The 8,318-nt window shown below is 71.7% G+C and carries 6 protein-coding genes; 4 read left to right on the top strand and 2 right to left on the bottom strand.

Annotated elements, in window-relative coordinates; translation table 11 throughout:
* Window positions 1–68: 68 nt before the first annotated feature.
* A complete protein-coding gene (locus AB0A63_RS33300; RefSeq protein ID WP_360398272.1) occupies window positions 69–2,999 on the bottom strand; it encodes a glycine--tRNA ligase in 2,931 nt (976 codons plus the stop codon).
* 347 nt (window positions 3,000–3,346) lie between these two features.
* Between AB0A63_RS33300 and AB0A63_RS33295 the strand changes: the two genes are divergently transcribed.
* From AB0A63_RS33295 to AB0A63_RS33280, 4 genes are all read left to right on the top strand, one after another.
* Entirely contained in the window at window positions 3,347–5,032 is a 1,686-nt protein-coding gene (locus tag AB0A63_RS33295) for an LCP family protein (protein ID WP_360398252.1), read from the top strand.
* 116 nt (window positions 5,033–5,148) lie between these two features.
* Entirely contained in the window at window positions 5,149–5,634 is a 486-nt protein-coding gene (locus AB0A63_RS33290) for a helix-turn-helix transcriptional regulator (RefSeq protein ID WP_360398250.1), read from the top strand.
* Between the two features lie 124 nt (window positions 5,635–5,758).
* Window positions 5,759–7,006: a MurT ligase domain-containing protein gene (locus tag AB0A63_RS33285; RefSeq protein ID WP_360398248.1), complete on the top strand. Its 1,248-nt coding sequence runs from the start codon at window positions 5,759–5,761 to the stop codon at window positions 7,004–7,006.
* Entirely contained in the window at window positions 6,999–7,706 is a 708-nt protein-coding gene (locus AB0A63_RS33280; protein ID WP_360398246.1) for a glutamine amidotransferase, read from the top strand. Before AB0A63_RS33285 ends, AB0A63_RS33280 begins: the two co-directional genes overlap by 8 nt.
* Here the strand turns inward: AB0A63_RS33280 and AB0A63_RS33275 are convergent.
* Window positions 7,690–8,301, bottom strand: a complete 612-nt coding sequence (locus AB0A63_RS33275) for a TetR/AcrR family transcriptional regulator (RefSeq protein WP_360398244.1) — start codon at window positions 8,299–8,301, stop codon at window positions 7,690–7,692. The two genes, AB0A63_RS33280 and AB0A63_RS33275, sit on opposite strands and share 17 nt — an antisense overlap.
* Window positions 8,302–8,318 lie beyond the last annotated feature (17 nt).

Raw genomic sequence — 8,318 nt, 5'->3', positions numbered from 1 at the left:
GGCGCGGGCGCGGGCGCAACCAAACCACCCCGCAGTTTTGGGGGGGGTTAACCCCCCCCCGCCACTTCCTAGAGCTGGGTCCAGTCGAGCACCGGCGCCGCGAAGTCGCGGATGGACGCCAGCAGCCCCAGGCGGGCCGCCTTCACGTCCGCGTCCTCGGCCATCACGAGCACCTCGTCGAAGAACGTGTTGATCGGCCCGGTCAGCTCCCCGGCCGCCGCCACGAACGCCGCGAGACCGGCAACGTCCTTGGTCACACCGTCGAACGCCTTGTGCAGCGCCACTTCCGCCGGCTCGGCCAGCACCGCGGCGTCGTAGGACGGCGCCACGTCCGCGGGCACGATCCGGCGCACCCGCTGCAACGCGGCCGCGAGTGCGTCGAAGGACTCGTCGCCCGCCAGCGACTCCAGCTGCGCGAGCGTCTCGTCGGCGAGGACCGGCGAGTCGGCCAGCGGCAGCACCGCCTGCACGAACCGGTGCTCGTGGCCCGCGTCGAGCAGCGCCTGCTCGTAGCGGCGGACGGCGAACTCCCGTGCCGTCTCCAGCGCCTCGGCCGGCACCTCGAGCCCCTCCGCGGCGAGCGACAGCGCCTTCGTCAGCGTGATCGCGCGCAGGTCGGGGAACGCGCGCAGCACGCTCACCGCGCCCAGCGCCGCCCGCCGGAGCCCGAACGGGTCGGACGAGCCGGTCGGCTGCGCCCCGATGCCGAAGAGGCCCGCGAGCAGGTCGAACCGGTCAGCGAGCGACAGCAGCGCACCCGGCACCGACGACGGCAGCGCGTCACCGGCCGACCGCGGCAGCTCCATCTCCCACAACGCCTGCGCGACCTCGGGGGTCTCCCCCGCCCGCACCGCGTACTCCTTCGCCATCACACCGGCGAGCGACGACAGCTCGATCACCATCTGCGAGCCGAGGTCGAACTTCGCGAGCTGCCCCGCGCGCTCCAGCGTCTCGCGGTCGACCTCGACCACACCGGCGAACCGGCCGGCCAGTGCGGCGATGCGGCCGGCGCGGTCGGCCATCGAGCCGAGCTTGTCCGCGAACGTGAGCTTCGCCAGCCCCGCCTTCATCTCCTCCAGCGGCGTCTTGAGGTCGGCGCGCCAGAAGAACGCCGCGTCCTCGTACCGGGCGCGCAGCACGGCCTCGTTGCCCGCGCGGACCAGGTCGGCGTCCACCGACCCGTTCGCCACGGCCACGAAGTGCGGCAGCAGCGCGCCGTCGGCGGTGCGGACCGGCAGGTACCGCTGGTGCTTGCGCATGACCGTGGTGAGGATCTGGCCGGGCAGCTCCAGGTACCGCTCCTCGAACGAGCCGAGGATCGGCGTCGGCCACTCGACCAGGTTCGTCACCTCGTCCAGCAGGCCGTCGACCTCCGCGACCCCGCCGGCGGACGCGGCGAGCTCCTGCGCGGCGGCCACGATGGCCTCGGCGCGGGCCTGCGCGTCGACCTGGATGCCGTGCGAGGACAGGAACTCCGGGTAACCGTCCGCGGCGGACACCTCGACCACCGGCGCGTCGGCCGTGCGGTGCACGCGGGTGACCGTGCCGGAGGCCAGCGCCGACACCGCGACCGGCACCGGCGTGGTGCCGAGCAGCGCGAGCAGCCAGCGGATCGGGCGGGTGAACGACAGCTTCGGGTCGTTCCACTTCATGTTCTTCTCGGCGCGCAGGTCGGAGATGACCTCACCGAGCAGCCCGCTGAGCACCTCGACGGCACCGCGGCCGGCATCGGTCCTGGTGAGCGCCACGAACTCGACGCCGTTCTCCTCGACCCGGCCCAGCGCGGCGACGTCGACGCCCTGGCCGCGGGCGAAGCCCTGCACGGCCTTCGTCGGGTTGCCGTCGGCGTCGAACGCGGCGGAGACCCGCGGGCCGCGCACCGTGCGCTCGGCGTCCGGCTCCCGCGGCGACACCTCGGGCACCAGCACGACGATCCGGCGCGGCGTGCCGTGCACGGTCACCTCGCCGTGCGTCAGGCGGGTCGCACCGAGCTTCGCCGTCACACCGGCGCGCACCGCGTCCACGGTCCGCAGCACCTCGGCCGGCGGCAGCTCCTCCGTGCCGATCTCGAACAGCAGCGTCGCCGGCTCGGTCACGTCGGCGAACGACGTCGGCGCGGCGGCGGGGGCCAGGGTCTCGGCGAGGCCCAGCGGGTGGCCGAGCTCCTCGCGCCGCTCCGCCCACAGCGCGGCGACCTCGCGGGCCAGCCCGCGCATCCGGCCGAACGCACGCGCGCGCTCGGTCGTGGAGATCGAACCGCGCGCGTCGAGCACGTTGAAGATGTGCGAGCACTTCAGCACGAAGCTGTGCGCCGGCACGGGCAGGCGGGCGTCGAGCATCCGGCGCGCCTCGGCCGCGAACTCCTCGAAGAGGCGCTTGTTCGCCTCCACGTCCGCGTCGTCGAGGTAGTACCGCGACATCTCGTACTCGGACTGGCCGAACGCCTCGCCGTAGGAGATGCCGGGCGCGTAGGCGATCTTCTTGAAGTGGTCGACGCCCTGCAGCGCCATCATGATCCGCTCGATGCCGTAGGTGATCTCCACCGACACCGGGTCCAGCGTCATGCCGCCGGCCTGCTGGAAGTAGGTGAACTGGGTGATCTCCAGGCCGTCGAGCCAGACCTCCCAGCCCAGGCCCCACGCGCCCAGTGCGGGCGAGGCCCAGTTGTCCTCGACGAACCGCACGTCGTGGGCCCGCACGTCGATGCCCAGCGCCTCCAGCGAGCCCAGGTAGAGCTCCTGCGGGTTGCCGGGGTCGGGCTTGAGGATCACCTGGAACTGGGTGTGGGTCTGCAGCCGGTTCGGGTTCTCGCCGTAACGGGCGTCGTCGGGCCGCACGGACGGCTCCACGTACGCGACGCGCCACGGCTCGGGACCGAGCACCCGGAGCACGGTCGCCGGGTTCAGCGTCCCGGCTCCGACCTCGGTGTTGAAGGGCTGCACGACGAGGCAGCCCCGTTCGGTCCAGTACTTGGTCAGCGCGAGCAGCGCGTCCTGCATCGTCAACACGGCGGCCAGTCTACGAAGCGGACAAAACCCCTGGTCACGGGGCCTGGATCGGGTGGTCTTCCCCACTGTGTCACGCTACGCACAACCAAGTGGGGAGTCACCACGTCTACTTGGGGTACCCGCACGTGCCGAGAGGAGTGGGTGTGGACAACCGGCCGCCGCGGCCAGGAGAGCCGAACGGGTCTCCTCGGCGACCCAGCGCCACCCCGCGTCCGCCGTCGGGGCAGCCCCGCCGTCCTCAGGACCCGCCGCGCGGCTCGGAGCCGCCCCGCAGGGACCCGCGCCGGTCGGACCAGCCGAAGCGCCAGGAACCGCCGCGCCGGGAGCCGCCCAGGCGCGTGGAACCGCCCCGTCGCGGCACGTCGGACAGCCGCGGCGAGCCAGCGGGCCGCGCGGAGCCGCGCCGTGTGCCCGCCCGCGCCTCGTCGTCCGGCCCGCGCCCACGTCCGGTGGCCGACCGCCCCACCGTCCGCACGACCCCGGCGAAGACCGCCGCGCCCGCCGCCAAGCCGCCGCAGCGCCCTGCCCAGCGCCCGCGTCCCGCCGCCGCCCGCCGCCCGAGCGCGGCCCAGCGCGGTGCGTCGACCGGCGCCAGGATCTTCATCAGCATGCTGTCGGCGACGGTCCTGCTGGTCACCGGCATCGCGTGGCAGAACCTCACCTCGTTGACCGACGGCCTCACCAAGCAGGACCTGAACCTCGCCGACGCCGGGGAGAAGCCCGCCGACGGCGCGATCGACATCCTGCTCGTCGGCATGGACAGCCGCACCGACTCCAAGGGCAACCCGCTGCCGCAGAACGTCCTGAACGAGCTGCAGGCGGGCGGCAGCGACGACGGCGGGTTCAACACCGACACGCTGATCCTGCTGCACATCCCGAACGACAGCGGCAAGGCCTTCGCGGTGTCGTTCCCGCGCGACTCCTACGTGAAGATCGCGGGCGGCTTCGGCCGCCACAAGATCAACTCCGCCTACGGCTACGCCAAGAACCAGGCCGCCGAGAAGCTCAAGGGCAGCGGCAAGAGCGGCCCCGAGGTCGAGATGGAGTCGCGCAAGGCCGGCGCGAACAACCTCATCGAGACCATCCAGAACCTGACCGACGTGAAGATCGACCACTACGCCGAGGTCAACCTGGTCGGCTTCTACGAGATCACCAAGGCCATCGGCGGCATCGACGTGTGCCTGAACTCGAACGTCCGCGACAGCTTCTCCGGCGCGAACTTCAAGGCAGGCCCGCAGACCATCGAGGGCAAGAACGCGCTGGCGTTCGTCCGCCAGCGCCACGGCCTGCCCATGGGCGACCTCGACCGCGTCGTCCGCCAGCAGGTGTTCATGGCCGGTCTGGCGAAGAAGATGCTCTCCGCGGGCGTGCTGGCCGACAGCACCAAGCGCAACGACATGATCAAGGCCGTGTCCGGCGCGATCGTGCTCGACGACGGCTGGGACATCACGAGGTTCGCGTTGCAGATGAAGGACATGACCGGCGGGAACATGACGTTCCAGACCATCCCGACCGGCAACCCCGACCTGCAGACCCCCGAGGACGGCAGCGCGGTCGAGGTGAAGGAGAACGAGGTCCGCAAGTTCGTGAAGAACCTCGGCAAGACCCCGGACGCCGCCGACGTCCCCGACCCGACCTTCGACAACGCCACCGTCACGGTCGACGTCCGCAACGCCTCCGGCCAGCCCGGCCTCGCGGCCACGGTCCTGCAGTCCCTCGTCACGAAGGGCTTCGTCGGCGGCCAGACCGGCAACGCCGCCGCGCTGGCCACGTCCGTCGTCCGCTACCCCCAGGGCGGCGAGGCGGCCGGCAAGGCCGTCCAGCAGGTCTTGGGCGGCATCGACACCGAGGAGGACGGCGACCTCCCCGCCGGCCGCGTCCGCGTGTTCCTCGGCGCGGACTACTCCGGTCCCGGCTCGCAGGGCTTCACCGGCACCCCGCTGCTCGCACTGGACGGCGCCCGCCAGCAGCCCGCCCCGCCCCCTGCCCCCATCTCCGCGGACGGCGTGCGCTGCGTGAACTGATACTCAGAGTAGAGTTCTTTACCCCGTTCGGGGGATGTTGGCCGTAAGTTGCGTAAGCGGCGAAGCATCGGCGCCTTCCATCAGCGTGAGACCCGCTCATGGGGTGGAGGAAACCGGTGACGACTGCGACAGGACCGATCGACACAGCCGCGTACCAACGCGTGCTCGGTGACGAGATCCGCAGCCTTCGCAAGCAGCGCGGCTGGACCAGGAAAGAACTGAACAAGCGCTTGCAGACGGAGATCTCCCTGCAGACCCTGGCGACGTACGAGCTGGGCACCCGCCAGTGCTCGGTCGTGCGCCTGGTCGAGATCTGCCACGCACTCGACGTGCCCGCGCACGAGGTGCTGGCCCGCGTGCACGAACGCTTCTTCGGCGACACGCCGGCAGGTCACCTGACCCTGAACCTGTCCCTGGTCGCCGCCACGGACAACCCCCGCCTCGCGCCACTGCGCCGGTGGGCGGCCGGGCGCCTGCACGTGCTGCCTCCCGGGGCGTCACCGGAGGTGCACCTCGACCTGGCGGCGGTGGAGAACATGGCGCAGCTCTGCCAACTGCCGGCGGTGGAGCTGATCCGCACGCTGCGGTCGATGTCCCGTTAGAACGGTCGCGGGGAACGCGGGCGGAGCCGCGGGAACAGCACCCACCGTTGTACCGAACCCCGTTCACACCACCGAAACCACCGCCCACGAAGGGTTACCCGCCCACGCCGGTAGCATCGCCGGGGTGAACGATTCCCCCGCCCGCCTCCCCCTGCGCACCGCAGCCGCCGTGAAGCTGGGCAACCTGAGCTCCACGCTGTCCCAGAAGATGGGTCTCGGCGCAGGTGGCATGATCGGCGGCCGAGTCGCCCTCAAGCTCGACCCCCAGGCGTTGAACCGCCTGACCGCCGGCCGCAGGGTCGCCGTGGTCACCGGCACGAACGGCAAGACGACCAGCACGATGATGCTGGCCAGGGCCGTCACGGCGCTGGGTGAGGTCGCCACCAACCACAGCGGCGCGAACATGCCAGACGGGCACGTGACGGCGCTGTCGAAGCAGCCGGACGCCCCGTACGCCGTGCTGGAGTGCGACGAGGGGTACTTCCCCGCCGTCGCCGGTGCCAGCAACCCGGCGGTCGCGGTGATCCTGAACCTCAGCCGCGACCAGCTCGACCGGGTCGGTGAGGTGCGCACGATCGAGCGCAGCATCCGCGACACGATCGCCGGGCTGCAGAACTGCGTGATCGTCGCCAACTGCGACGACGTGATGGTGACCAGTGCGGCGAGGGACGCGAAGAACGTCGTCTGGGTCGCCACCGGCACGAGCTGGCACCACGACAGCGCGAGCTGCCCGCGGTGCGGTGACCCGATCCGCTGGCAGGGCGAGCACTGGCACTGCACGAACTGCGACCTGGCGCGGCCGCACCCGACGTGGATCACCGCCGACGAGGCCATGATCACGCCGGAGCACCGGAAGCTGGAGCTGCGGCTGACGCTGCCGGGCAAGTTCAACCAGGCGAACGCCGTCATGGCCACGGCGGCCGCGCACACGCTCGGTGTGCCGGTCGACGAGGCGGTGCGCCGTTTGCGTGGCGTGAGCAACGTCAGCGGCCGGTACCGCACGATCCAGCGCAACGGCCGCAGTGCGCGGCTGCTGCTGAGCAAGAACCCGGCGGGCTGGAGCGAGACGCTCACCGTGGTCAGGGAGGCGCACCACCCGGCCGTCCTGGTCATCAACGCCCAGGAGGCCGACGGCCGCGACCTGAGCTGGCTGTGGGACGTCCCGTTCGAGAAGCTGCGCGGCCGCCAGGTGATCGCGTCCGGTGAGCGCGCCAGCGACCTGGCCGTGCGCCTGACGTACGCCGAGGTCGAGCACACGATCGTCAAAGACCCGCTGAGGGCCCTCGACCAGCTGCCCGCCGGCGCGGTCGAGGTCATCGCCAACTACACCGCGTTCCGCGACTTGAATGCCAGGGCTGCCGCTGATGAGTGAGTCGACCGTCCAGATCGCCCTCGTGCTGCCGGACCTCCTCGGCACCTACGGGGACTTCGGCAACGCCGTCGTGCTGGAGAAGCGCATGGCGTGGCGCGGGATCAAGGCCGAGGTCGTGCCGATCAACTACGGCCAGCCGGTGCCGGACTCGTGCGACATCTACGTCGTCGGCGGTGGCGAGGACACCGCGCAGACGCTCGCGGTGAAGCACCTGCGCGAGCACCCCGGTCTGCAGCGCGCCGTCACGAAGGGCGCCGTGGTGCTCGGGGTGTGCGCGGGCATCCAGATCTTCGGCGAGAGCTTCACCCGCGCCGACAACGTGACGCACCCCGGCATGGGCCTGATCGACTCGACCTCGCACGCCGGGGGCAGCCGTGCCATCGGCGAGGTGCTGGCCGAGCCGGCGGACGGCCTGTTCTCCGGTGTGCTGACCGGGTTCGAGAACCACCAGGGCCGCACGGTGCTGGGCCCGTCCGCGCGTCCGCTGGCGCACGTGAAGGTCGGCACCGGCAACGACGGCAGCGTCGAGGGCGCGGTGCAGGGCCGGATCGTCTGCACCTACCTGCACGGCCCGGTGCTGCCGCGCAACCCGCAGCTCGCCGACATGCTGATCGAGTGGGCCACCGGCACGAAGGTGGCGCCGCTGGACCTGCCCGCCGTCACGCAGATGCGCGCGGAACGGGTCAAGGCAGCTTCGTGAGCCGGTCGGCGACGCCCGGCCAGACCACGGCCATCACGTAGTCGGTCGCGAGCGCGGGTCCCACACCGGGCCTGCGCTCGCACCACACGGCGAGCCGTTCGCACGCGCCGACGACGATCTCCGCGAACGCCTCCGCCTCCAGCGGGTCGATCTCCGGCGCGAACGACACCAGCACGGACCCGATCATGTCCGTCTGCTGCTGCCGGATGCCCTCGACCTCCTCCTGCGCCGACGGCACCGCGATCGCCGCCTCCTGCCGCAGCAGGGCCCAGGACCGCTGGTGGTCGACGATGAACTCGAAGAACGCGAGCAGCCCCAGCCGCAGGAACTGCTCGGGGTCCTGCGCGCCCGCGATGGCCGCGGCCGTCTTCTCCCGCAGCTCGGCGCGCGCCCGGTGGATGCAGCCGATCAGCAGGCCCTCCTTGGACCCGAAGTACTCGTAGATCATCGGCTTGGAGACGCCGCAGCGTTCGGCGATCTCGTCCATGGAGGTGGCGAGGTAGCCCTGCTCCGCGAAGACCTCCTCGGCGACGGTGAGCATCTGGGCCATGCGCTGCGCCCTGGGCATGCGGCGCCGTGGCGCTGGAGCGGTCACGAATGGAGTCTACCGCT

This window comes from Lentzea sp. NPDC042327, from assembly GCF_040647275.1.
Classification (GTDB): Bacteria; Actinomycetota; Actinomycetes; order Mycobacteriales; family Pseudonocardiaceae; genus Lentzea.
The sequence above is the reverse complement of the archived record's forward strand: the minus strand, read 5'-3'. Positions and strand labels throughout refer to the sequence as shown.

Coding starts and splice junctions, on each gene's coding strand:
- AB0A63_RS33300 (WP_360398272.1), bottom strand. CDS start 2,999: ATGCAGGACGCGCTGCTCGCGCTGACCAAGTACTGGACCGAACGGGGC.
- AB0A63_RS33280 (WP_360398246.1), top strand. CDS start 6,999: ATGAGTGAGTCGACCGTCCAGATCGCCCTCGTGCTGCCGGACCTCCTC.